Source organism: Paenibacillus solani (genome assembly GCF_001277345.1).
GTDB classification, from domain to species: Bacteria; Bacillota; Bacilli; order Paenibacillales; family Paenibacillaceae; genus Paenibacillus_AQ; species Paenibacillus_AQ solani.
Genome location: NZ_LIUT01000006.1, coordinates 450075 through 474153, shown reverse-complemented (window position 1 = coordinate 474153; position 24079 = coordinate 450075). Strand labels below are relative to the sequence as shown.

The window sequence follows — 24079 nt, the reverse complement described above, 5'->3', positions numbered from 1 at the left end:
CTTTGGCTAACAGTTCCTACTGCCAAGCCTGTAGCGGACTTTCACCGCCAAGTTATCGCCCATGCCGGGCGCACCTATAAAAAAGACGGCGCAGATTTATTCTGCACCGTCTTTTTATCGTCCATGGCTCATTTCAGAGGCGCCATTCCCTTTACATCATTACTTCGCTTTCAGGCTTTGCCATGACTTCTGAATGCCTTCAAACAATTGGTTCTTATCCACATTGCCAGCCACATAACCTTGCATCTGGCTGCCGAATTCGTTCATGCCGCCGTCAGGGAATTTATTGAACTCCCAGCTAAGCGCTTTGTTCTCCTTACTGTATTTCACAACATCATTCCCCAGGTCGCCAAGCGTCTCACTGTTCGCTTCGATGCTCGTCAGCGCTGGGATGAATTTGAACTCTTCCGTAATGTAGCGTTTACCGGTTTCCGAGGTTACGAGCCAGTTCAAGAATTCTTTGGCTTCATCTTTCATTTTGGATTTGTTGTTCACGACCCAGTTGTTCGGAACGCCAATCGGAAGCTTGTCGTTCTCTTCCGGATTGTCATTGATCGGCATTGGCAGAAGACCAATGTTCAGATCCGGGTTAATGCCGTCAATTTGTACTTGCGTCCAGTTCCCGTTCTGGGTCATAGCCGCTTCACCGCTGGCAAAGGTCGTGATTTCCGTATTGTAATCCGTTGTCAGCGGGTTCTTCTGTCCGTATTGAACGGTCAGGTCGAACAGACGCATCCATTCGTCGAATTTCGCGTTGCCTACCAAGTTTTCCGTGCCCTCATTCAATCCTTTGACGAATCCATCAGGATCTTCTTGATGGGCAAATGGAATATTCAGCAAGTGGTTAGCCAAAATCCAGGTTTCCTGGTATCCGTTCACGAATGGCGTAATGCCTGCATCTTGCAGTTTTTTGGCTGCATCCTCAAGCTCCGAGATTGTCTTCGGAAGCTCTGTGATTCCCGCCTTTTCAAACAAGTCTTTGTTATAAATGAAGCCATAACCTTCAATGGTCATCGGTTGTCCATACAGCTTGCCGTCTTTCGTCATAGGTTCTTTAGCAACGTCAACAACGTCCTTCACCCATGGCTGATCCGAAAGATCCTCGACATTCTCGAACCAAGTTTCCAGGTCGCGATATCCGCCGATGTTGAAAATGTCTGGCTCATCACCGGAAGCGAACTTCGCTTTCAGTGCCGCACCATAATCGGAGCCACCGCCTACAGTCTGAATGTCCAGCTTGATGCCTGGATGTTCTTTTTCATACTCTGCTTTCATCTTATTCAGAGCTTCAGCGATCTCAACTTTAAATTGAAAAATCTTGATCGTTTTCGTGCCGCCTTCGGCACCGCCCTCAGCGCCTTCATTCTCATTCTTGCCGCCGCAGGCTGCAAGCAGTGTGGAGAAAGCCAATACCATAACCAGGAACAGCTTACCGTATCTTTTCATGATGAAACCTCCCTTTTTTTCTTTAACCCTTTGTTCTGCATTTTTCTGTTAGCGTTTTCAGTATAAATAACCTTTTTTCGTTAGATCAGGTAATATATTGATCGTTCTGGGGTAAAGAATTGACCGATTGTTGTCTACCCTTTCACAGCCCCCTGTGTAATGCCCTCAATGATATATTTCTGCATGAAGAGGAAGAAAATAATCACGGGCATAATTCCTAACACCAGCGCCGGAAGTGCCAAATCCCACTGCTTAGTATATTGTCCGAAAAAAGCGAAGGTTGCAATCGGAATCGTTCGCAGCTCTGCGGACTGCAAGATCAGGGATGGAAGCAGATAGTCATTCCAGATCCACAAGGTGTTCAAGATAATGACCGTAACGAACATCGGCTTCATCAGCGGGAATACCACCCGGAAGAATACGCCGTATCCGCTCGATCCATCTACGGTTGCCGCTTCTTCGATCTCCATGGGAATCGATTTCGCGAAGCCGTGGAAAAGAAACACGCTCAGCGGAACTCCAAAGCCCAGGTAACAGATAATGAGTCCATACAAGCTATTGTTAATGCCCAGGGATGAAGTCACCTTTACAAGCGGAATCATGATGGACTGAAACGGAATGACCATCGCTGCCACGAACAGCGCGAACATAATCCGGTTAAAACGCGTATTGCGCCGCACCATCTGATAGGCGGTCATCGCACTCAACATGGCCAGGAGCAGGTTGCTGACAACTGTCACGACCAGCGAGTTCCAGAAAGCCTTAGGAAAGTTCGTTATATCCCACGCCCGTGAATAGTTGCTCCATTCGAATGTGGTCGGAAGGCCGGCCGAGTCCGTTAACAGTTCGCCGAAGGTTTTGACGGAGTTCACGAACAGGAAGTAGAACGGAACTAGGAAGAGCAATGCTATGATCACCATGATGAGTTCGGTGGCCATGGTGTTCAGCCGGTATTTTTTCATAGACTCCATTTACGCTTCAACCTCCTTGCTCTTCGTAAATCGAACCTGCAGACTGGTTATGATGGCAACCACAATGAAGAAGATGACTGCCTTCGCCGTTCCGAGTCCGAGACGGTTATTCGTATAAGCCTCGTTGTAAATATTCATCGCTACCGACTCCGTCGAACCGAATGGTCCGCCCTTGGTCAAGGAAAGGTTCAGGTCGAACATTTTGAATGACCAGGAGATCGCGAGGAACAAACACACCGTAACGGCTGGCATGACCAGTGGAATAATAATGGAGCGCAATACCTGCCCTCTGCTCGCGCCGTCTATCTCGGCAGCCTCAAGAATATCCTTCGGCACATTGTTGAGCGAGGAGATGTAGATGACCATCAGGTACCCGGCCGTCTGCCATACGAAAACGATTACAATCGCCCAAAAGGCAGTCCCTTTTGTTCCAAGCCACGGCAGATTAAAGAATCCCAGATTCGTAGCAGTGCCGATCGCGGCAAATCCTTTGACAAAAATAAATTGCCAGATGAAACCGAGCAGCAAACCGCCGATAACGTTTGGCATGAAGAAAATTGTCCGCAGCACGTTCCGTGTCTTCAACGGCTTAGTGAGGAAGTAGGCTAATAAAAATCCTAGCAGATTCGTAAGGATGACACCGAGGATCGTGAAGCGGGCCGTGAATGAGAAAGCATCCCGGAATTTATCATCATTGGTAAAGATAGTAATGAAATTATGAAACCCGACAAAGTCGATTTTGCTAGACACACCATTCCAGTTCGTAAAGGAATAATAAAGCCCCAGAAAGAATGGAATGATCATGATCAGGATGAAAAAAATAGTGGAGGGTCCCACAAATAGAATCTGCTGCAGCAGAGCCGAGGATTTTTTTCGTCGATTCATCCCTTGATCTCCCCTTTTCGTTAAGTAGTTATATGATGTATAGCCAATTATGCTGTAACCTGTAAACAATAAACACGGAGAATCATGAACCATTAGGTGTAAAATATTGACCATACGCGTTTATGCTATTTTGATAATCCAGGAGATGATCCTCATGAAGTATCGCAGCATCCAGTCCCGGCTGATCACGTTTATGCTCGCTGTCACAACGATTCCCCTGCTGCTCTCGCTTATCATTACATTTACGCATACGCGAGAGTCTGTGAAGGAACAGACGGTGAATGAGAATATACGCTTGATTTACCAAGGGGCGACCAATTTGATGAACTATCTGCACGGCATTGACCGCGCTTCCTTGTCCGTATATTCCGATCCCCATTTTCTGAGCAATCTTGCCCTGGATCCTGATAACCACCGGGTTGTTGCCGAGCTGTATGCTACATTGCAGACCATCGTGACAGGCACTCCGGACATTCACCAGATTTATCTGCACAACACTTTGACGGGACAGTCTACCCAGGTATCCAGCAATCTGCCTCGCAGGGAATTCCGGCAGGAGCCTTACCGAAGAATAGAAGAGTTCGGCCAAGGCAATACGGCCATTGAGCCTGTGCATCAGGTGCATAATTACGGTTTTCCTCCGCGGCCCGCGGATATACTGGATTTCGAAGTCATCACCTTCTATCGATCCATTACCAACGTACCGTCTCCCGAACAATATGCCCTTATGGCCATTGATGTAAAACTAGACAGTATTTTGGCCATTTGCGATCAACTGTATGCTAAAGGGGAAGAACAGCTATACTTGATTGATGACAGCGGCAGCATCATATACGGACCGGATGCGGAGCAAAGAGGACATGTTTTGGACGACCCTGTGCTTATGGAGAAAATCGCCCAAAAGGATAACGGATACTATGACGGGAAAGATGCTATGATCGTTTACGAAAAGCTTGATTTGCCTTATGCTCCCTGGACGCTCGTGAAAATGATCCCGCACCAGACGCTTTACAAAAATTCAACAGAATTAACGAGCATTAACGCGATTATCGCGATTTTGGCCCTATTCGTTGTCATATTCGGCACGCTATGGATTTCCATTCGGATTACAAAACCCATTAAACAACTCACAAGCTATATGAATCAGGTGAAAACGGGAAGATTGGATGTGGATATCGACGTTACAAGCCCGGACGAGATCGGGATCCTCTCACGGCGCTTCCGAAATATGATGGACACCATCAACAATCTGATCCTGCGGGAGTATCGTCTGGAAATTGCCAATAAGACCAACCAGTTGAAAGCGCTGCAGGCGCAGATCGATCCGCATTTTCTATACAATACGCTTCAGTCGATCGGTACGCTGGCGCTGCAGCATAATGTGCCGCGGATCTATTCCCTGCTCTCTTCGCTGGCCAATATGATGCGCTACAATATGCGTCAAAGCGAAGGAAGCGTGACCTTGCAGGATGAGATTAACCATGTGCGCCAGTACCTTGAGCTGCAGAAACAGCGGTTTCGGGACCAGCTGGAGATCACCTGGGATTTGGAGCCGGAAAGCCTTACAGCTCCAGTGCCAAAAATGATTTTGCAGCCGGTTGTTGAAAATTATTTCAAGCATGGTATGAATACACATACAGGCACTGGCCATATATCCATAACAACCCGTATCTCGGATGATCGGCGCTTGATTATCGTGGTGGAGAATAATGGGGCATCCATGGAAGAGGCAGAGCTTGCCTCTGTACGCAGCAAGCTTGAAGCTGCCTATAATCACCGAAGTGATGAGGACGATGATTCCATTGGGCTCTTGAACGTATGGATGCGTCTTAATCTATACTTTAACGATAAGGCCGAACTAACGATTGAGAATGCAGAACCACACGGCGTCATAGTCACACTCAATATCAACACATGGGAGAGTGAACATAAGAGATGAGAGTATTGATCGTTGACGATGAACAGCATGTTCGCGAAGCTATTGAGCTTCTGGCAGATTGGGAGCGGCATGGTATTACGGAAATAGACCAGGCAGCGGACGGAGAGGAAGCCGTGCGTTTGATCGAGGAGCGCAAGCCGCAAATTGTGATGACCGACATGCGCATGCCCCGCATCAATGGTATTGAGCTGCTGACCTGGCTCCATACAACGAAGCCGGATATTAAAGTACTTGTCATCAGCGGATATGATGACTTTGAATATGTACGGCATACGATCCGTTCCGGCGGCATCGATTATATCCTTAAACCTGTTGACCCGGACAGCTTGAACGAGGCGCTAAGTAAAGCCGTTCAAGCCTGGCAGCTTGAAGAGGAGAAACGACAACGGGTTACCAAGCAGAATATTGAAATGAATCAGATGGCCCCCTTCTATATGGATCGCCTGTTCTCGGATCTTATCAACGGTTATGGCAACAAGGATAACATCGTCTCTCAATTGCGAAGCCGGGTCCCCTTGCCTGCAGACGGGATGGAATGCAACGTAGCCGTTCTTTGCGATGATCAATTTGATGAAGGCTTGCTGTCCAAGTTCCGCAACAAACGGCAGCTGCTCTCCTTCGCCCTCGTTAATATTTGCAATGAGCTGTTGAAGGATCAGGGAATTACCTTTCGACACATTGATAAGCCGGGGGAAGTCATCCTGCTCTGCTGGAATTCGCGACTCCCCTTTAACGACATTCTGGAGAGAATCAATGACGGGTTCTACTCCATCCTTCGCAGGAAGAGCCATTTCGGCGCCGCCAAAATGAACTCCTTCCCTGATGATCTGCCGAAGGCTTATTCAGCTGCCATCCAAGCTTTATGCAGCCGCAATCTTTTGACCGGCAAAAGCTGGATCCACCGTGAGCGGGCCATCGAGAGCGAGAACTCGCGCAGTCTGCGGCTCTCCTCCTATGAAGAACAATTCAAGCTCGCAGCACTTAGCGGGAACAAGGAACGGATCGAAGCAGCCACCGATGAGTGGTTGCGGGATGTGAAAGAAAGAGATCTCGTATCGCCTGAGCATCTGGTGAGATGGAACTCGGAATGGGACTGGATTCAATATCATTGGACCGAAAATGAAGTGAAAAGCACCCAGGAACCCGTGGAGGACACAGAAATTTCGCAGGACCTTCCGTACGCGCTCCCATACAGCGAGGAAGGCATGATCTGCTGGGATCGCTGGCGCGAACAGATTAGCGGAAGGCTCTATGCTGCATCCCGGGTTCTAACCCAGCTCCATTCCAAGGACAATCATATTATTCATGACATTGCCCAGTACCTGGAGCAGCATTATCATGAAGAAATCTCGCTTCAGCAAATTGCCGGCAGATTTTTTCTTAGCAGAGAATATATTTCTCGTAAATTCAAACAGGAATTCGGCGTCACGCTATCTGATTTTCTCGGGCGAATTCGCATCAATAAAGCCAAGGCGCTGCTGCTCAATCCCCAGATCCGTATCGTGCAAATCGCCGAGATGATCGGTTACCAGGACGAGAAATATTTCAGCAAAGTGTTCAAGAAGCTCGAGGGGATCACTCCGAACGAGTACCGAAAGACTCATATACATTAGGTAAAGGATCATATAAATAAAGAAAAAGAATCAGCGTTTACACCATAGTGCTGGCTTGATATTTAATTCTTTGGGTATATTCTATATATTCCCAGACTGTTATCAGGAGGAGATTGTATGTATCGTACCAACACGTATCGCTGGTGGAATCTTTTGTTCTTCGCCGGCGTAATTACCGTGAATGTATTATCGATGGCTCTACCGCTTGGAGGTAGAACGACCGGGGAAATATCCGATATGTATTATACGCCGATCACCCCAGCAGGCTATGCCTTTTCCATATGGTCGCTTATCTATGTAATGCTGCTTCTATTCGTTATCTACCAGCTGCGACGTGATACCGGCAGCCAGGATTCCGTTCGAGCCATCGGACCATGGTTTATACTGAGCTGCATATTTAACATGACCTGGCTTGTGTTATGGCACTATTTGTATATTGAATGGTCCGTCATTGCCATGTTGTTACTGCTGGTAACGCTTTGGATTTCACACGCGCGCACACAAGCGATAAGCTACCCGACGACAGGTGAAAAATGGCTGCTGAAGCTTCCATTCAGCCTCTATATTGGCTGGGTGAGTCCTGCCTTTATCGTCAATGTCGCAATCGTGCTTCAAAAGAATGGCTGGAATCCCTTTGGGATGGACGAAACCACAATAGGGGTCGTGCTGCTCTGCATCGGTGCCTTGCTTGCCTTGCTTATCAGTCTGCGGTACCGTGACAGCATCGTCCCCCTGGTCTTCACTTGGGCCTATGTGGCTATTGCGGCCGAGCATCGGGAGACTGACAGTATTTTAATGCCTGCCTTTGTGATCTCGATCATCCTGCTGGTATATGCTATATGGCTCTTCTTCACACGCAATCGGAGAAGCTCCAGATATTAGACCTATTGAGGATTCTCTCCCCCTACTTATAAGTCGAGTATCGCTTTTACTTCCCCGAAACAAACAAGAGCTTTGCCGATATCGGCAAAGCTCTTGCTATAAAGCTGGCTTCTCGTTTAGTTCTTAACAGCGATGACCTCAATTTCAACCAAACCGTCCTTTGGTAAACGGGCAACCTCAACGGCACTTCTTGCAGGATAAGGCTCAGAGAAAAAATCGCCGTAAATTTCGTTTACTGCGACGAAATCATTCATATCCTTCAGGAATACCGTGGTTTTCACCACTTGATCCAGGCTTGTGCCAGCCGCTTCCAGGATCGCTTTCACGTTGCTGAGCGAAAGCTTTGCTTGCTCTTGAACACCCTCGCCGAATTGTCCTGTTTCCGGATTGAGTCCCAGCTGGCCTGAAGTATATACAAACCCATTAATTTCTACAGCCTGGCTGTAGGGTCCAATAGCTCCTGGGGCTTTCTTTGTTGATATGATATTTTTACTCATCATGAGTCACCCTTTCTATGTATTCCTATATGTGTACATTGTAATCTGCCGTGGGGGACTCTGGCAAATTCAATCTGCTGCATCACCTAGCACATGAATAACTTCGTTCGTGTAAACATGATAGCCCTTCATATCAGCCAGCCCGATATTCACCATGGACTTGGCCACCTTTAGGGCAGGAACAGCCCGATACGGAGCCAGCTTTACTCCCTTGAAAGCAAAGTCTAACGAGGTCATCAAAATGGACGCAGCCCGCTCTCCAAACCGCTGCTCGGGTCTCTCTCCCAGCAGTAATGACGGCCTGAATACATGCAGCCCCCAAAACCCGCTTCCGGCCAATCTTTCTTCAACCTCTCCCTTGGTTCGAAGATAGAAATTACGCACCTTTGAGTTAGCACCTACAGAGCTTACCGACAGAAATTGTCTTACTCCATGCTGCTTCGCCAGTTCCGCTGTCTTCATTACATAATCTACGTCAACTTTACGGAACTGCTGCTGAGAACCAGCCTTCTTTATCGTTGTTCCCAAACAGCAATACACACTGTGTACTCTGGCAAAAGCGTCGCTGTATTGGTCGAGCTCTTCCCAATTCACGAGGATGGGCTTCAGTTTAGGATGTGTGACATCCGGTAGTCTTCGCACAAGAACACGAACCTCTTCTATCTCATCACGATCCAGAAGCTCAGCGGTCACTAAACGCCCTACAAGCCCCGTAGCCCCGACTACGAGTGCAACCATTCCCACCACATCCCCTCCTGTTCAATCAATCAAAATTTTCCTTTTGAACTCATTCTACACCCCATGGGACTCAAGTCAATATCACGTTTGAAAAGATATTCTTGTGCTGATTCGCAGCAGCTTTCCAGGGGTTTCAAAGCCAAAAAAAAGAGTGCAAATCAGGCTCGATTTGCACTCTTTTTCCATGAAAATATAAGGTTTATCAACGGTTTCCATTCCCTGCGGAGCCAGCCGGAGGATTTGCCAGTGTCCCCCGCCATAAGACCCTCAGAGGATGCTGTCACCCGCTGACTATCGGTGATTGGGAGAACTTCCTCATGGGTCAACTCATAGTATCCCAAATGATAGGTGCTGACCATATCTCCGTGTAAGGTAAACACCTTGCCGTCACGAATATCGAATACTTTACCGGTCACAACCCGGGATTCCAACATGATTCGTTCTGCCTCCCTCATTGTCCTTATAGATTAGTCACGAAATCTTGAACTCCAATTCGTATATTCGCGCTCTGCGTCATCTTTTGTATGTCCATAGCGCTCCTGCAGCTTTCCTACCAATTTATCCTTTTCTCCGGAAATAACATCGAGGTCATCATCTGTCAGCTTACCCCATTGCTTCTTCGCTTCGCCCTTCATCTGCTCCCATTTACCTTTAAATACGTTGCTATCCATAAATATCAGCTCCTCATAGTAAAATGAAATGATGAATTGTTAAATGCCTGTACTTGTGTTTACCCCTCGGGCGTTTCCCTGAATCCTGACAATCCCTGCCAACCTTGATGTTTTCTATCTTGAGCACGGCCAGTTGACATGTTTCATAGAAAGGGACGGCTAAAATCAAGTATCCTTCCCTATACCAAAAAAGAGGCCGTCTACCATCAAAGGTAGGCAGCCTCTCTAACTTTATCCACAAAACACTTCGAGCTATGTAGCAATCATGACCAGCCAAGTCTGTACTAGCGGATCGAAAGGGCCTTCTTGTCCCTTTTCATATAATTGACGAACATCCCCGCATAATCGGGGTCCCACTGGGTTCCCCTGCCGGCCTCAAGTATATTCAATGCATCCACGGATTTCATTCCACTGCGGTAAGGCCGGTCTGACGTCATGGCATCATAAGCATCAGCCACAGCAATAATACGACCGAACAAAGGAATTTCCTTCCCTTTCAAGCCGTCAGGATATCCTCCACCGTCATAACGCTCATGATGTGAGCGTACTCCCTCCAAATAAGGGGCCATAGCATCAGCAGGCTCGATCTGAAGCAGGATGTTCTCTCCTTGCGCCGGATGGGCTTTCACCAGATCGAATTCCTCTGCCGTGAGTTTCCCTTCCTTCAACAGAATATTATCCCGAACTCCAATCTTGCCGATATCATGCAGCAATGCCGTCTTGTGCAATAGATCGACTTGCTCTTCATTTAGTCCTGCCAGTCGGCCGATTAAAACGGCATATTCCGCCACTCGAAGTGAATGTCCTGCCGTGTAGGGGTCCCTCGCATCCAGTGCCGCTGCCAAGGCAGCAAAATAACTGTCGAGCAGCTTGCGATTCCGCTCTTCCCGCATTTGCAATCCGCGCACCATCATATTAAAGCCTGCGATCAATGTGGAGAATTCGTCGGAATACAGATTGGATGTCTGAATCAAACGTCCTTCCTTAATCTCATTCATCGCCCGGTACAGCTGCCGGATCGGCCGCTGGAGATCCTGCGTTAAGAGCAAGGCGCCAACATAAGCAAATCCGACACCAAGCAGCAATATAAACCCGGCCCAGCCCCAGTACTGCTGAGCTACGATCTGACTTAGACCCTCTAATCGGATCTGGACAGCCAAACTGAACAAGAACAACGGGAAGGTGCCGATCAGCATCGTACTCAGCAGAAACTTCGTTCGAATGGCCATAAACACGTGACCCTCAAGGGAAAAATCCACACCATATCGCGACAACGCCTGCCGCCGAATCTCCTTGATCAGCGGACGTACTGCTGCTATAGTCAGAAAAAATTCAATCATGGCATGACAGCTGGCAAGCAAAACCGCCCCAAGCGAAGCCAGCCAAATATAAAATGGCGGAAAACTTAATTTCCCCTGCTCCATCATCCAAATGGTGAGTAGAATGGCTGGAATAGACAAGCCTAATAAATGGGGTCCGAATATACGATATACCGCCAGACGCGGCATACGATGTATACTCAAATAGGCTTTTTCAAGTGTATCCAAACTAATATTGGTTTCGTCGAAGCCTGCATGAATCGGTCGTAGATGCCGCAGAAAGACGATCAGCTCCGAGGCAATCATTACCATGAACGATATGGCCAATATGACCATAAGACGTACGCCTTCCTCAAAAGAAATATCCAGGGTCGTCACCATCAATACGCCACCCACAACAAGCACAGCTGCCATGGACCCGATCATGTAGTTCCGGATCAGCTGTTTAAGAAATGACTTATACAGTTGCATGGAACGCCTACTTTCATTTACAGATAATAAACACCCGCAAAACCTGTGTGATTCCATACGTATTCGACATGATGTAACAGATTTAAGAGTTGATCAACACCCTATTCAAGAAAAAACTGTTAATATGAATATCGTTGGATTTCCAAAAAAAATCAAGCTCTTTTAGGCAACATTTCAGTATTCATTTGAATGCCTTTGCTAATATAAGATTTTTATGATATAATATTTTATTGTTACATGAAGTTTAACCCCGTTAGTTCCTCGAAACATAGCTATTAACATCTCTGTTGAAGTGCAAATTCCTATTTTATGACCCTAGAGTAAGAGTTTTATGGAATGGTTTTCTGATTCACACTGGAGCGGTCATCGGAGCCGCAAGGACGGAAGAGAGGCAGGGCTTTTGTCGTTTTGGAAGCAAAGATTCTTAAAAGAAACTTCAAATTGGAACCAACTGTAGCCTCATGGGCTGTCAGGGGTTAAATTTTATATGCGCTTTTCGCGCTCTATGAAGGACTTGGCCAGTGCCAGGTCCTTTTTCCATATATTAAGCTCCTGTTCTGGCTCTCAATAACAAAAGACCAGTGACGGTCGCCTAACGACCTGCATATGATACCGGAGACGATCAGTATTCGGAAGGAGCGTGCAGTCTTGAAAAAAAAGAAAAAGAACTCATCCACTTCAGCCTCTTCTAACTCCCCATTCAGGGTCGACCCCAGTACCAGAGAACTCGATATTTTGATGCGTGGTAAAGGACGCAGTACCGAAATAGAAAAATCAACAGAAACAGAAAAAGAAGCCCATATTCTTTCAACATTACCTCTTGCTGATCCGGAAGAGGATCTCATTGGCATTATTGAATTAAGGCAGAAAAAAACCGAAGAAGTCACCGATCCTATAATATATGGCGAAACTTTTGCTATACAAACAGAGGATGCTGCAGTATCTGACACCTTCACAGAAACTTCCGACTCCACTCCAGCAGTTCCTGACTCTCTCATCGCCGCTTCTGACTCCCCTCCATTGTCTTCTGACCATTTGACGCTATCTTCCGATCCTCCTTCCCTGCCGAACACGGAAATCGAGCCGGAGCAGTTGATTCTTGAAAAGGAAATGCCCGAAATTAAGGGAGCATTTATATTTACAGAGGACATAGGTGAATATGCCATAACCGAGAACCGGATCGCCTCCAAGTCGGTTACGACTTCCAAGCTTGCTCGTGGAGCGGTCGGTCCCGAAGCACTGCAAGACTATAGCGTTTCCAGCCTTCATCTTGCAGACGAAGCAGTGACCTCAAGTAAAATTGCTCCATTGTCAGTCACGGGCGAGCATCTCATGGATGGAATCTTATCGACGCGCAAATTCAGGGACGGCTCGGTCAACGCAAGCAAAATCAAGGATGGCAGCATAACCACCCAAAAGCTGGCGGACCATGCCGTTGAAGGGAAGAAAATTGCCGACGGAGCTATTACAGCACGGCATCTCGAGCAGCTGCTCGTATCGACGGAGCTGCTGGACGACCAATCTGTCATTGGAGAAAAAATTGCATCAAGCGCCGTAGAAACCCGGCATATTTCCAATGAGGCGATTCACACTTCCAAGCTTGCCGACAATGCCGTCACGTCATCAAAAATTCGCGATGGCGCTATCACCGGAAACAAAATTGCGGATAGCGCCGTAGATGGCTCCCATATACAGCAAAAATCCATTAACAGCGACCATCTCGTCAGCATGGCGGTGACATCGGAGCATATTGCCAAGGGAAGCATCGGCCCCGACCAAGTTGCTGTTAGAGGCATTGGAGCCGACCATATTCAAAATGGATCGCTGGGAGCCCGTCATTTGGAAGACGGTGCAATAGGGCCTGATCAGATACAGCCTGGTTCTATCGGTCCCGATCAGATTGACGTCAGTGCCGTGTCCACCCGTCACTTAAGCGATTCCAGTATAACGAGCTCTAAACTTGCCGATCAATCGGTCCATACGGCAAAGCTGGTCGAGCAGGCTGTTACTGCATCAAAAATCGCAGATCAGAGTGTTCTCCCGAGTAAGATTGCCAATGAAGCCGTACAAACGCGTCATCTGGCTAAAGGGTCCGTAGAATCATCCCAAATCGCTTCGGAGGCTGTTCAAGCCCGGCATCTCTCTCAAGATGCAGTGAAAGCAAAACATATCGCAATTGGCAGCATTCTGCCGCAGCACTTTGCTCCGGAAAGCGTACTCGGGGCGGCAATCCATTCCAGAGCGATTGGAGAGCAGCACATGGCCGACCGTTCCATCGCGAGACAGCATCTCCAACGAGAGTCGGTCGGAGAAGAACAGCTCGCACCCGAAAGTGTAACGAGCAGCAAGCTGGCGTTGGGCTCGGTTGGCGGCAGCATCATTAGGCAGAGTGGCGTAACATCCAGCAATATCGCGAGCCAATCGATTCTGCAGCAGCATCTGGCCGCGGACAGCGTCGGAGCACATGCCTTACAAGATGGAGCGATCCAATCATCGCATTTAACCAACGGCTCGGTTGCCAGCTGCCATTTGCAGACCGAGAGCGTAGGGACAGAAGCGCTCGGACGCGGAGCAGTAACGAGCGACAAAATTGCCGAAGGCAGCATTATCGAATCGTCTATCGGCGAAGGGGTCATTGCACCTCGGCATCTGGCAGACCATGCTGTAACGTCCCTGAAACTGTCACCGGAAAGCGTGTCGACCGACAAGCTGGTGGATCTTTCCGTTACGTCGTCCAAACTTGCCGAGGGCAGCATTACTGGTGACAAAATAGCATCCCAATCCATCCGTTCCTCCCACCTGTCAGCCCATTCCGTGGCCAAGGAAGCCCTTCAGAATGGAGCCGTCACCTCAGACAAAATTGCCCAGCAGGCGGTGGAGGGAGTACATCTCGGATTGGAGTCCATCTTGGGCAAACATATCACACAGGAAGCGATCCACGGCTATCATTTGAAAAAGAAATCGATTACGCTTAACCATCTGGCTGACGAAAGCCGTTCAGCCGACATGCTGTTTGCCGACGGGAGCATTCCAGGAGCGAAGCTTGAATCGCAATCGATTACGGAAGATCACCTCACGCCTTCATCCGTATCGGGGACGGCATTGAAAACAAACGCCGTTAGCGGAGAAAAAATCAAACCGCTCTCCATCTCGGCAGTGCATCTCCAAGAAGCGAGCGTCCTATCGGAAAATCTTGGCGATGAGGCGGTCCAATCCCGGCATATTGAGAATGTTGCCGTAACCGATCGGCATATAGCGCCAGGCTCGGTCAGCGCACAGCATATCCAGAACGAAAGCATTGAATCATCACACCTTGTAGACGGTATCGTTCTCTCCCAGCATATTGCCGGAGAATCGATCCATGGTGACCATCTCAGCGAAGGGGCTGTGGCATCCAAGCATATAGAGTTATTCTCTATTCAGAGTCACCATCTCGCACCTTACTCCGTCAACATGGCCCATCTGGCGGATCAGTCTGTCGGCCATGTCCACTTGCAGCCGGATAGTGTCGGGGGTGATCAATTGCAACCCGGGTCTGTGAAATCAAGGCAACTGGCAGAGGGCGCCGTTCTCCCCCATCACTTGCAGACGCACAGCATCAGCACGAAGCATATTGAAGCTGGCGCGATTACAACGGAGCTTATTCAGGATAATGGGGTTACGGGAGCTAAAATTGCCTATGGAACGATCACCGGTTCGAACATTGCGGCGGGTTCTTTGAACGGCTCCAAGATTGCCGAGAGCTCTATCGAGAGTAAGCATCTAGGACCCGACGCCTTTGATAACTTCAACCTGGCTAATGGTTCTGTTACGGGAAGCCAAATCGCCAAGGAAACCATCACGGGAGCGAACATTGCGGCAGGTTCTTTGAATGGTTCGCAGATTGCCGAGGGCTCCATTGAAAGCCGCCACCTCGGACCCGACGCTTTTGATAACTTTACTCTCACTGAGGGCTCTGTAAGTGGAAGCCAGATCGCTGAAGGTACTATCACCAGCGCGAACGTGGCTGATGGGTCCCTAAACGGGGCGCAGATTGCCGAAGGCTCCATCGAGAGCAAACATCTCGCACCGGGCGCTTTTGATAACTTTACTCTCGCTGAGGACTCTGTAAACGGAAGTCAAATCGCCAAGGGTGCTATCACCGGCGCGAACGTGGCCGACGGGTCTTTGAATGGTTCCCATATTGCAGAGGGCTCCATCGGAAGCTGCCACCTCGGACCCGACGCTTTTGAAAACTTCATCCTGGCCGCCGGATCAGTATCCGGAAGACAAATCGCCAAGGGAACCATCACCGGCGCGAACGTAGCCGATGGCTCCCTAAACGGTGCCCAGATTGCCGAAGGCTCCATTGAAAGCAAGCACCTTGCACCGGATGCTTTTGATAACTTCACCTTAGACGAGGGTTCTGTTACGGGAAGTCAAATCGCTGAAGGCACCATCACAGGCGCAAACGTAGCCGACGGCTCCTTGAACGGGACGCAGATTGCCGAGGGCTCCATTGAAAGCAAGCATCTTGCACCTGATGCTTTCGATAACTTTACTCTGGCCGGCGGATCTGTATCCGGAAGACAAATCGCTAAGGGAACCATCACCGGCGCAAATGTAGCCGACAGCTCCTTGAACGGAGAGCAGATTGCCGAAGGCTCCATCGAGAGCCGGCATCTCGCATCTGACGCTTTTAATAACTTCACTCTCGCCGAGGGATCAGTAACGGGAAGCCAAATCGCTGAGGGCACCATCACTGGAGCGAACGTGGCCGAGGGATCGTTGAACGGAGCGCAGATTGCGGAGGGCTCTATTGAGAGCAAACACCTTGGGCCGGACGCTTTTGACAACTTCACTCTCGCTGAGGGTTCTGTTACCGGGGGCCAAATCGCTGAGGGCACGATCACCGGTGCGAACGTGGCTGACGGCTCACTGAACGGAGCGAAGATTGCCGAGAGCTCCATTGAGAGCAAGCACCTCGGACCCAACGCTTTTGATAACTTTACCTTAGACGAGGGTTCTGTTACCGGAAGCCAAATCGCTGAAGGTACTATCACCGGTACGAACGTGGCTGACGGCTCACTGAACGGGGCGAAAATTGCTGAAGGCTCCATCGAGAGTAAACACCTTGGACCAGATGCCTTGGATAACTTCACCTTGACCGAGGGTTCTGTTACCGGAAGCCAGATCGCTGAGGACACCATCACTGGCGTGAACGTGGCCGACGGCTCCCTGAACGGGGAACAGATTGCGGAGGGCTCCATTGAGAGCAAGCACCTTGCACCGAATGCTTTTGACAACTTCACCTTAGAAGAGGGCTCTGTTACGGGAAGCCAAATCGCTGAGGGCACCATCACTGGAGCGAACGTGGCCGAGGGATCGTTGAACGGGGCGCAGATTGCCGAGGGCTCCATTGAGAGCAAGCACCTCGGACCCGATGCCTTCAATAACTTCACTCTGGCTGAGGGCTCTGTAACGGGTAGCCAAATCGCTGAAGGCACCATCACTGGCGCGAACGTGGCCGAAGGATCTATCGAGAGCCGGCACCTCGGACCCGACGCTTTCAATAACTTCACACTCGCTGAGGGCTCTGTTACGGGAAGCCAAATTGCTGAAGGCACTATCACTGGAACGAACGTGGCCGACGGGTCATTGAACGGTTCGCAGATTGCCGAGGGCTCCATTGAGAGCTGGCATCTTGGACCGGATGCCTTCAATAACTTCACTCTCACCGAGGGATCAGTAACGGGAAGCCAGATCGCCCAAGGTACCATCACCGGCGCGAACGTGGCCGACAGTTCGTTAAACGGCTCTCAGATTGCCGAGGGCTCCATTGAAAGCCGGCATCTTGGACCGGACGTCTTCAATAACTTCACTCTGGCCGAGGGATCAGTAACTGGAAGCCAAATCGCTGAAGGCACTATCACTGGAACGAACGTGGCCGACGGGTCATTGAACGGTTCGCAGATTGCCGAGGGCTCCATTGAGAGCCGGCATCTTGGACCGGATGCCTTCAATAACTTCACTCTCACCGAGGGATCAGTAACGGGAAGCCAGATCGCCCAAGGTACCATCACCGGCGCGAACGTGGCCGACAGTTCGTTAAACGGCTCTCAGATTGCCGAGGGCTCCATTGAAAGCCGGCATCTTGGACCGGACGTCTTCAATAACTTCACTCTGGCCGAGGGATCAGTAACTGGAAGCCAAATCGCTGAAGGCACTATCACCGGCGCGAACGTGGCCGATGGGTCATTGAACGGAGTGCAGATTGCTGAGGGTTCCATCGAGAGCAAGCATCTCGCATCGGACGCTTTTGATAACTTCACTTTAGCCGAGGGCTCTATCGAGAGCCGGCACCTCGGACCCGACGCCTTCAATAACTTCACTCTGGCCGAGGGATCAGTAACGGGAAGCCAAATCGCTGAGGGCACCATCACTGGAGCGAACGTGGTCGATGGGTCATTGAACGGAGTGCAGATTGCTGAGGGTTCCATCGAGAGCAAGCATCTCGCACCGGACGCTTTTGATAACTTCACTTTAGCCGAGGGCTCCATTGAAAGCCGGCACCTCGGACCCGACGCCTTCAATAACTTCACTCTCGCCGATGGATCAGTAACTGGAAGCCAAATCGCTGACGGAACTATCACTGGCTCGAACGTGGCCGAGGGATCGTTGAACGGTTCGCAGATTGCTGAAGGCTCCATTGAGAGCAAGCATCTCGCACCGGACGCTTTTGATAATTTCACCTTGGCCGAGGGTTCTGTTACAGGAAGCCAAATCGCTGACGGTACAATCACCGGCGCGAACATTGCCGATGGCTCGTTGAACGGCTCCCAGATTGCCGAGTGCTCCATTGAGAGTCAGCACCTCGGTCCGGACGCCTTTGACAACTTTACCCTGGCCGATGGTTCAGTAACAGGAAGCCAAATCGCCGAGGGAACCATCGAGAGAAGGCATCTCAGACCGGACGATTTTGATACCTTTACACTCGCTGACGGCAGCATTGACGGCATTAAATTAGGCAACTCGGCTGTCACTAGCGTTCATATTTCCGACGGTGCTGTTACCGGCCAGCAATTGGCTGAAGGAGCAGTCACTGCACAACATCTGGCCTTCACGCCGGTGCGCAGCTCAAATGGCAAGCCGAAACTTCAGCAATTCGGAATGACCCCATTTATATTGACAGGGGCCGACACGCAAACTGAGGTGACCGTCCTATTCGATGAACCTTTTGCCGGTATTAACTATGTTATCGTAGGGATGAGCAACAACCCTGGCTTCCAGATTTCTCTGAAATCCCAGCGTGAGGATGCAGCAGTTCTGGAAGTGTTCCGCCAGCCTAATTGCAACCTTTCTTACGGATTCATGTCCTGGATTGCCCTGGGCCCTTCACTGTAACCAAAATATTAATCCAAAGCGGCTCTCTCCCATCGTGATAAGGAGAGAGCCGCTTCACGTGATTCGTCCATCGTCATTATAATGATTCTTATGCTCAGCCAGCCTCTGTTTCCACAGGAAAAGGGGCGTTGATTGAGAACGACGCGGCTCAGAGATGAAGCCTTGCATCAAGATGCGGAGAAACCCTGTTCATAACTGGAGTCTTGCAGTATGCAAAAAAGACGAGCGTTAAGCTCGTCTCAGGCTGTCGAGAAAGTCTCGGCAGCTATTTTTTGTGCATTTAATTCAACACGGCACCGCGTTAATGTTGTATAATATAAGTAAATAAACCGTTCGGAAGGGTGTTAACTATGCTGCGTTCTAACCGGGAAAAACAGCAGGCTTATGAGTTTGTTTCGATTGAAGAATTGGTTCCTCAAGATCATCTTCTCCGTAAAGTGGACAAGTATATCGATTTCTCTTTCATCGACGAAAAGGTTCGTCCACTTTACTGTGCTGATAATGGGCGGCCTGCGATTGACCCTGTCGTGTTATTTAAGATGATATTCCTCGGTTATTTTTACGGCATCCGTTCCGAACGTCAACTCGAACGTGAAATTCAGACCAATCTTGCCTACCGCTGGTTTTTGGGGTTAGGGCTAACCGACAAAGTGCCTGACCATTCAACGATTAGTTGGAATCGTCGGACTCGCTTTAAAGACACAGAGATTCTCCAGGAGATTTTCGATGAGATTGTGCTTCAAGCTATTCAGCACCGTATGGTAGGCGGACGTGTTTTAGTTACCGATTCCACCCACGTCAAAGCGAATGCGAATAAGCATAAGTACACTAAGGAACAGGTTTTACAAAACACCCGTGATTATGTGAGTGAACTTAATACCGCCGTCGAGGCCGACCGGAATGCACANCATTTTTGCTGTTATTGCTCACCGAAGATTCCATCCGACCCAAGGTTTATTCCCAAAATGGAAGTTCACGTATGATGCAGAGCGCAATCTTTATGTCTGTCCGGCAAAGCACGAATTACCATACAAGACGACCAACCGAGAGGGATACCGGCAGTATGCTTCGGATCCGCAGCACTGCAAGAACTGCGCGTTATTAAACGAATGTACGCGGTCTCGCAACCACCGAAAGGTGGTAACCCGTCACGTCTGGGAGGACAGCAAAGAATGGGTGCGAGGCAACCGGTTGAGTCGATCCGGGAAATATCTCTACCGAAAACGAAAAGAAACGATTGAGCGAAGCTTCGCGGATGCCAAAGAGCTCCATGGGTTTCGCTATTGCCGTTTGCGCGGACTGCAAAACGTCAGGGAGCAAGCTTTGATGACAGCAGCCGTGCAGAACATGAAGAAGATAGCGATCCACCTGGATCGCCTAGAAAAACGGGGGTAGCCCCCCATTTTTCATACCTAGTCACTTTAGAAAAGTCGAGCGTTAAGCTCGTCTTTTTATAAAAAATGCCGCCCTGCCTATATGCCTTGGAATTCCCCGGGTCTCGATGACGTCATTACCATCGGGCAGACTTCATATATGCCCAATTAAACCGCCCGTCCCTCCCCCAGTGTTTCGCTCTCTCCTGCCTCCGGCCATCTCGTTCGTATGATTGCAGCGTAACAGCCCGAGATGAACAACACCGCAGCTGCAATGATATACGTGGCCAGTAACACTTTTAAAGACTTCTGTTAATATCGGTATATTTTTCCACGCATTATAATGATAAATCTCCCCATTCGCCCATTTTTTATCCCAGGCTAAAACTATTTGGCCCGCTCCACGGTCTAATGATCAGTCAAGCGCACTCAAGTACTTGAGCATGATCCAACCAAACAAGGAATAGATCAAAACGAATTCGTGCCATGATATAAAAATACTAGCGCTAGTAGTTAGGAGTGAGTGAACTGAGAGCGAAAGAATCGAAGCAACAACAGTTCAGCGAAAATATAGAGAAATGCAAAAACAAGCTATACCGAGTAGCCTATTGCTATGTCAAAAACGAGCAGGAGGCACTGGACATCGTCTCTGAAGCGACCTATAAGGGATACCTCGCTTATGAGCGGATGAACGCGCCGCAGTATTTTGATTCCTGGATGACCCGCATCGTCATTAACGCTGCTATCGACCATCTCGGTCGCAAGAAACGGTTTACCTATATGGAAGACCAGACCCAGGACTACGCGGCTGCAGAGCATGCGGTCCCGCTGGAGGAGAAAATGGATCTGTACGATGCGCTGGACAGACTGCCGCCGGAGGAGAAAACCTACATCATTTTGAAGTTTTTTGAGGACCTGCGCTTCCGGGAAATGGCGAATATGCTGTCATTGTCCGAGAACACCGTCAAGACCAAGTATTATCGCATTATCGGAAAATTGAAATCTTATTTAATCGAGGGAGAGGTCGATAGCCTATGACAGGAAAAGAACGCTACGAACACATTGAAATCCCCGCCCAGTTAACCGGTGTTATAGATGCTGCGCAGAAAAAGGCGGCCGCCCGCAAACGATCCATGCGCTTTACGAGATATTCTTCCGTTGTTGCAGCTGCCATTGCCCTGCTACTCGTGGTTAATATCCCAACGGTGGCAAACGCCTTAGCCAAAGTCCCCGTGGTGGGCAGCATTGTTCAGGTACTACAGTTCGGAAGTGGAGGCGAGCGGACCGATGGCGTTACAGTAGGCACTGAGGCTTCAGAAGATGTGCTTAAAATTCATTTTGACCAGCAAGGCGAATCCGTTTCCAGTGTCCCGGCCTATACCGTAGATCATCGCGATGCTCCAAACCGCCTGATATTCACATTTAACGGGGTCCGAAACTTCGATTATGAAACCATCAAGAAAGACATGCTTGCACTTCCACTGGTGAAGGATGTCTATGAAAATGTGATTCTGGACGACTCAGCCATGCGCTTTGTCGTTGAACTGAAGGATGGCGTAAAGCATACGGTATCTGAATATAAAGACCCTGGCTATATTGAGCTGAAGCTCACTTCGAGCGGCGAGCAAGTAACCCCGCACGAGGTCTTTTATATCCGCAGTGAAGCCATGCCGCAAGGAGAATCCCTTGCTATTCTTGAGGAGATTTATATGGAAGATGACGTGACTTTCATTAAAACGGCCAGTGGCAATTTTATTGCAGTCATCGGCGGGTTCGATGCCCGCGAGGAAGCCGAGCAGAAGCTTGGCGAAATTTCGGCTCGCGAGAGCTACGGGAATGATCTGCGCATCGATAGCTGGATGAGCAATGAACGCCCAGATTAAACTGGATTACGACAAAAGGCATAACTCCGACTAGTGTTGGAGTTATGCCTTTTTATGAAATGAATTACACGTAAATAGCGGATGCGTCCATCACATTATACGATAAACGATCGCTTCATACGGCTGTAAAGCAAACTGATCGAAACCCCGGTCCGAACGCTCGTAATTGGAGAGCACCACTTCCGGATGGCGGTCTCTCCATTCTGCCGGAAATTGAAATTCAGGCGTCTTGCAGTAAAAATTCAACACGATCAGATACACCTCGTCCCCCAATGACCTGGAATAAGCGAAAATTTCCGGGTGCTCCAGAAGCACCGCCTCGTATTTACCATAGACCAGCACCTCACTGGATTTTCGCAGACGAATCAACGCTTTATAGTAATTCAGAATGGAATTGGGGTCGTCTAATTGCTGAGCCACGTTAATCTCTTGATAATTCAGATTGCAGCGGATCCACGGCACAACGGTTGAGAAGCCTCCATAGAGCGTATCATCCCACTGCATCGGCGTTCTGGCGTTATCCCTTGCCCGGTAAGCAATTCTGCGCATCGTCTCAGATACGTCCTTCCCGTCCAACAGTCGTTCCCGGTAATAATTGTAGATTTCCACATCCTTATAGTCGCTCAGCTCTGCAAACTCGACATTCGTCATCCCGATTTCCTGTCCCTGATATATAAACGGCGTTCCCTGCATCAGCATAAAAAAAGTTGCCAGCATCTTGGACGATTCCTTATGGTAGCGAACCGGATCACCAAAACGAGACACAGAGCGCGGTTGATCGTGATTCTCCATATAAAGAGCATTCCAGCCCACGCCTTCCAGGCCGCTCTGCCACTTATCCATAATTCGCTTCAGCTCGGCCAAGTCCCAGGCAGCGTAATCCCAGCGCCCTTCAAGGCCGAAATCGAGATTGACATGCTCAAATTGAAAAATCATATTAAGGGACCCGTTTTCTTCCCCGATCCAGCGGTCCGCTTCACTTATCGGAATGCCGCTCGCTTCCCCAACTGTCACGATGTCATAATCCGCGAACGCTTCCCGTTTAAACTGTTGAAGAAATTCGTGAATCCCCTCAATATTTCGATGACCCGGATTAGAGTCGACATAGCGGAGATGATTGGGATTCGGCATATCCGGCAAACCTGGTAACTTCTTAATATGAGTGATGGCGTCTACCCGAAAACCGTCGATTCCTTTATCCAGCCACCAACGTATCATCCTGACCAGATCTTCCCTAACGGCCGGATTCTCCATATTTAAATCAGGCTGCTTCTTGGAATACAAGTGGAGATAGTACTGATCCGTGTGCTCATCATATTCCCAAGCGGAGCCCGTAAACACCGATTCCCAATTGTTCGGCTCTGCCCCGTCCTTTGCATCCCGCCAGATGTAATAATCCCGCTTCGGATCGTTACGAGAGGATCGGGACTCAATAAACCACGGATGCTCGTCCGAAGTGTGATTGAGGACCAGATCCATAATTAGCCGCATGCCGCGCTTATGGATTTCAGCGAGCAGCTGATCGAAATCAGCCATTGAACCGAATTCCGTCATAATGTCCTGGTAGTCGCTGATGTCGTAACCATTATCGCTATTGGATGATCTATAGATAGGGCATACCCATATGATGTCTACTCCGAGATCCTTTAAATAATCTAGACGGGAAATGATCCCTGGCAGATCTCCAATCCCATCTCCGTTCGAATCCATGAAACTACGCGGATAAATCTCATACGCGACAGCTTCTTTCCACCATTTTCTCTGCATCGTCCTACCACCCCGTTTATCTATAATTGCTTCAGGTTGCAACATACAGTATTGCCCTTGAAGCGTCTCTATAAGCTTATTTATCCATTTTCACATCCAGTGTCCTTGATTTCATGAAAAAAGCACCCCTATGGTGCGTGAAGCTATAATTCAACATTCCTGAGACAGGGAAATATAAGGGTCGTTGTTGTCCATATTAATGCTATACTAAGTTAATGATGTGCGGGGAGTGAATATCATT

Annotated in this window: 18 protein-coding genes and 1 pseudogene; 9 read left to right on the top strand and 10 right to left on the bottom strand. The window is 49.0% G+C overall.

Translation table 11 applies throughout. From position 1 onward, the window contains the following. Positions 1–186, top strand: a 186-nt coding sequence (locus AM231_RS29715) for a hypothetical protein (RefSeq protein ID WP_207383679.1), incomplete at its 5' end; no start/stop codon positions are given. Here the strand turns inward: AM231_RS29715 and AM231_RS23425 are convergent. The 3 genes from AM231_RS23425 to AM231_RS23415 form a co-directional block, all read right to left on the bottom strand. Continuing rightward, positions 160–1446: an ABC transporter substrate-binding protein gene (locus AM231_RS23425; RefSeq protein WP_054404738.1), complete on the bottom strand. Its 1287-nt coding sequence runs from the start codon at positions 1444–1446 to the stop codon at positions 160–162. The two genes, AM231_RS29715 and AM231_RS23425, sit on opposite strands and share 27 nt — an antisense overlap. 134 nt (positions 1447–1580) lie before the next feature. Further along, positions 1581–2417 (bottom strand): carbohydrate ABC transporter permease, encoded by an 837-nt coding sequence (locus AM231_RS23420; protein ID WP_053490096.1) that lies wholly within the window; start codon positions 2415–2417, stop codon positions 1581–1583. Continuing rightward, positions 2418–3302 (bottom strand): carbohydrate ABC transporter permease, encoded by an 885-nt coding sequence (locus tag AM231_RS23415; RefSeq protein WP_054404737.1) that lies wholly within the window; start codon positions 3300–3302, stop codon positions 2418–2420. Between the two features lie 154 nt (positions 3303–3456). On the opposite strand from AM231_RS23415, the gene AM231_RS23410 reads away from it, so the two are divergent. The 3 genes from AM231_RS23410 to AM231_RS23400 all read left to right on the top strand — a co-directional run bounded on the left by AM231_RS23410 (position 3457) and on the right by AM231_RS23400 (position 7736). Beyond that, complete coding sequence (locus tag AM231_RS23410) at positions 3457–5241, top strand: cache domain-containing sensor histidine kinase (RefSeq protein WP_054404736.1); 1785 nt, start codon at positions 3457–3459, stop codon at positions 5239–5241. After that, positions 5238–6854, top strand: coding sequence for a response regulator (locus AM231_RS23405; RefSeq protein ID WP_054404735.1), 1617 nt, complete (start codon positions 5238–5240; stop codon positions 6852–6854). Before AM231_RS23410 ends, AM231_RS23405 begins: the two co-directional genes overlap by 4 nt. A gap of 117 nt (positions 6855–6971) precedes the next feature. Next, positions 6972–7736, top strand: a complete 765-nt coding sequence (locus AM231_RS23400) for a tryptophan-rich sensory protein (protein WP_054404734.1) — start codon at positions 6972–6974, stop codon at positions 7734–7736. A gap of 116 nt (positions 7737–7852) precedes the next feature. Here AM231_RS23400 and AM231_RS23395 read toward each other — a convergent pair whose 3' ends face one another. The 5 genes from AM231_RS23395 to AM231_RS23375 form a co-directional block, all read right to left on the bottom strand. After that, on the bottom strand, positions 7853–8233 hold the full coding sequence (locus AM231_RS23395; protein WP_054404733.1) for a RidA family protein: 381 nt from the start codon (positions 8231–8233) through the stop codon (positions 7853–7855). A 69-nt stretch (positions 8234–8302) separates the two neighbouring features. Then, on the bottom strand, positions 8303–8977 hold the full coding sequence (locus AM231_RS23390) for an NAD(P)H-binding protein (protein WP_053490102.1): 675 nt from the start codon (positions 8975–8977) through the stop codon (positions 8303–8305). 152 nt (positions 8978–9129) lie between these two features. Then, the gene (locus AM231_RS23385) at positions 9130–9405 is read right to left on the bottom strand and encodes a hypothetical protein (RefSeq protein ID WP_054404732.1); all 276 of its coding nucleotides are present in this window, start codon (positions 9403–9405) and stop codon (positions 9130–9132) included. Between the two features lie 33 nt (positions 9406–9438). Next, on the bottom strand, positions 9439–9642 hold the full coding sequence (locus AM231_RS23380; RefSeq protein WP_053490104.1) for a CsbD family protein: 204 nt from the start codon (positions 9640–9642) through the stop codon (positions 9439–9441). Positions 9643–9926: 284 nt separating this feature from the next. Continuing rightward, positions 9927–11432 (bottom strand): HD domain-containing phosphohydrolase, encoded by a 1506-nt coding sequence (locus AM231_RS23375; RefSeq protein WP_054404731.1) that lies wholly within the window; start codon positions 11430–11432, stop codon positions 9927–9929. Positions 11433–12080: 648 nt separating this feature from the next. On the opposite strand from AM231_RS23375, the gene AM231_RS28405 reads away from it, so the two are divergent. The 3 genes and pseudogenes from AM231_RS28405 to AM231_RS30105 form a co-directional block, all read left to right on the top strand. Further along, positions 12081–18815 (top strand): WIAG-tail domain, encoded by a 6735-nt coding sequence (locus tag AM231_RS28405; RefSeq protein ID WP_082341785.1) that lies wholly within the window; start codon positions 12081–12083, stop codon positions 18813–18815. Positions 18816–19165: 350 nt separating this feature from the next. Beyond that, a pseudogene (locus tag AM231_RS30110) lies at positions 19166–19722 on the top strand (transposase); the annotation flags it as partial. Between the two features lies 1 nt (position 19723). Then, the coding region (locus AM231_RS30105; RefSeq protein WP_242615290.1) for a transposase at positions 19724–20210 on the top strand (487 nt) is incomplete at its 5' end. Between the two features lie 146 nt (positions 20211–20356). Here the strand turns inward: AM231_RS30105 and AM231_RS30285 are convergent. Beyond that, on the bottom strand, positions 20357–20485 hold the full coding sequence (locus tag AM231_RS30285) for a hypothetical protein (protein WP_278044649.1): 129 nt from the start codon (positions 20483–20485) through the stop codon (positions 20357–20359). 222 nt (positions 20486–20707) lie between these two features. On the opposite strand from AM231_RS30285, the gene AM231_RS23360 reads away from it, so the two are divergent. Together AM231_RS23360 and AM231_RS23355 are read left to right on the top strand one after the other, a co-directional pair. Next, a complete protein-coding gene (locus tag AM231_RS23360; protein WP_054404730.1) occupies positions 20708–21226 on the top strand; it encodes a sigma-70 family RNA polymerase sigma factor in 519 nt (172 codons plus the stop codon). Then, on the top strand, positions 21223–22071 hold the full coding sequence (locus AM231_RS23355; protein WP_054404729.1) for a DUF4179 domain-containing protein: 849 nt from the start codon (positions 21223–21225) through the stop codon (positions 22069–22071). The genes AM231_RS23360 and AM231_RS23355 overlap by 4 nt, the downstream gene beginning before the upstream one ends. A gap of 90 nt (positions 22072–22161) precedes the next feature. Here the strand turns inward: AM231_RS23355 and AM231_RS23350 are convergent, their stop codons facing one another. Continuing rightward, positions 22162–23838 (bottom strand): glycoside hydrolase family 13 protein, encoded by a 1677-nt coding sequence (locus AM231_RS23350; protein WP_054404728.1) that lies wholly within the window; start codon positions 23836–23838, stop codon positions 22162–22164. Between the last annotated feature and the right edge of the window lie 241 nt (positions 23839–24079).

Coding starts and splice junctions, on each gene's coding strand:
- AM231_RS23425 (WP_054404738.1), bottom strand. CDS start 1,446: ATGAAAAGATACGGTAAGCTGTTCCTGGTTATGGTATTGGCTTTCTCC.
- AM231_RS23420 (WP_053490096.1), bottom strand. CDS start 2,417: ATGGAGTCTATGAAAAAATACCGGCTGAACACCATGGCCACCGAACTC.
- AM231_RS23415 (WP_054404737.1), bottom strand. CDS start 3,302: ATGAATCGACGAAAAAAATCCTCGGCTCTGCTGCAGCAGATTCTATTT.
- AM231_RS23410 (WP_054404736.1), top strand. CDS start 3,457: ATGAAGTATCGCAGCATCCAGTCCCGGCTGATCACGTTTATGCTCGCT.
- AM231_RS23405 (WP_054404735.1), top strand. CDS start 5,238: ATGAGAGTATTGATCGTTGACGATGAACAGCATGTTCGCGAAGCTATT.
- AM231_RS23400 (WP_054404734.1), top strand. CDS start 6,972: ATGTATCGTACCAACACGTATCGCTGGTGGAATCTTTTGTTCTTCGCC.
- AM231_RS23395 (WP_054404733.1), bottom strand. CDS start 8,233: ATGAGTAAAAATATCATATCAACAAAGAAAGCCCCAGGAGCTATTGGA.
- AM231_RS23385 (WP_054404732.1), bottom strand. CDS start 9,405: ATGTTGGAATCCCGGGTTGTGACCGGTAAAGTATTCGATATTCGTGAC.
- AM231_RS23380 (WP_053490104.1), bottom strand. CDS start 9,642: ATGGATAGCAACGTATTTAAAGGTAAATGGGAGCAGATGAAGGGCGAA.
- AM231_RS23375 (WP_054404731.1), bottom strand. CDS start 11,432: ATGCAACTGTATAAGTCATTTCTTAAACAGCTGATCCGGAACTACATG.
- AM231_RS23355 (WP_054404729.1), top strand. CDS start 21,223: ATGACAGGAAAAGAACGCTACGAACACATTGAAATCCCCGCCCAGTTA.
- AM231_RS23350 (WP_054404728.1), bottom strand. CDS start 23,838: ATGCAGAGAAAATGGTGGAAAGAAGCTGTCGCGTATGAGATTTATCCG.